The 1,681-nt window shown below is 53.2% G+C and carries 1 rRNA gene; it reads right to left on the reverse strand.

Going from position 1 to position 1,681, the window contains the following annotated elements:
• Positions 1-14 precede the first annotated feature (14 nt).
• Positions 15-1,556 (reverse strand): 16S ribosomal RNA (locus ACUU1M_RS20085).
• Positions 1,557-1,681: the final 125 nt, after the last annotated feature.

The following is a 1,681-nucleotide window of genomic DNA, read 5'->3' on the forward strand; positions in this document are numbered from 1 at the left end:
ACGCTTCTTTAAGGTAAGGAGGTGATCCAACCGCAGGTTCCCCTACGGTTACCTTGTTACGACTTCACCCCAGTCATGAATCACAAAGTGGTAAGCGCCCTCCCGAAGGTTAAGCTACCTACTTCTTTTGCAACCCACTCCCATGGTGTGACGGGCGGTGTGTACAAGGCCCGGGAACGTATTCACCGTGGCATTCTGATCCACGATTACTAGCGATTCCGACTTCATGGAGTCGAGTTGCAGACTCCAATCCGGACTACGACGCACTTTATGAGGTCCGCTTGCTCTCGCGAGGTCGCTTCTCTTTGTATGCGCCATTGTAGCACGTGTGTAGCCCTGGTCGTAAGGGCCATGATGACTTGACGTCATCCCCACCTTCCTCCAGTTTATCACTGGCAGTCTCCTTTGAGTTCCCGGCCGGACCGCTGGCAACAAAGGATAAGGGTTGCGCTCGTTGCGGGACTTAACCCAACATTTCACAACACGAGCTGACGACAGCCATGCAGCACCTGTCTCACGGTTCCCGAAGGCACATTCTCATCTCTGAAAACTTCCGTGGATGTCAAGACCAGGTAAGGTTCTTCGCGTTGCATCGAATTAAACCACATGCTCCACCGCTTGTGCGGGCCCCCGTCAATTCATTTGAGTTTTAACCTTGCGGCCGTACTCCCCAGGCGGTCGACTTAACGCGTTAGCTCCGGAAGCCACGCCTCAAGGGCACAACCTCCAAGTCGACATCGTTTACGGCGTGGACTACCAGGGTATCTAATCCTGTTTGCTCCCCACGCTTTCGCACCTGAGCGTCAGTCTTCGTCCAGGGGGCCGCCTTCGCCACCGGTATTCCTCCAGATCTCTACGCATTTCACCGCTACACCTGGAATTCTACCCCCCTCTACGAGACTCAAGCTTGCCAGTATCAGATGCAGTTCCCAGGTTGAGCCCGGGGATTTCACATCTGACTTAACAAACCGCCTGCGTGCGCTTTACGCCCAGTAATTCCGATTAACGCTTGCACCCTCCGTATTACCGCGGCTGCTGGCACGGAGTTAGCCGGTGCTTCTTCTGCGGGTAACGTCAATGAGCAAAGGTATTAACTTTACTCCCTTCCTCCCCGCTGAAAGTACTTTACAACCCGAAGGCCTTCTTCATACACGCGGCATGGCTGCATCAGGCTTGCGCCCATTGTGCAATATTCCCCACTGCTGCCTCCCGTAGGAGTCTGGACCGTGTCTCAGTTCCAGTGTGGCTGGTCATCCTCTCAGACCAGCTAGGGATCGTCGCCTTGGTGAGCCGTTACCCCACCAACAAGCTAATCCCATCTGGGCACATCCGATGGCAAGAGGCCCGAAGGTCCCCCTCTTTGGTCTTGCGACGTTATGCGGTATTAGCTACCGTTTCCAGTAGTTATCCCCCTCCATCAGGCAGTTTCCCAGACATTACTCACCCGTCCGCCACTCGTCAGCGAAGCAGCAAGCTGCTTCCTGTTACCGTTCGACTTGCATGTGTTAGGCCTGCCGCCAGCGTTCAATCTGAGCCATGATCAAACTCTTCAATTTAAAAGTTTGATGCTCAAAGAATTAAACTTCGTAATGAATTACGTGTTCACTCTTGAGACTTGGTATTCATTTTTCGTCTTGCGACGTTAAGAATCCGTATCTTCGAGTGCCCACACAGATTGTCT

It is taken from the genome of Shigella sp. SIG6, assembly GCF_053555815.1.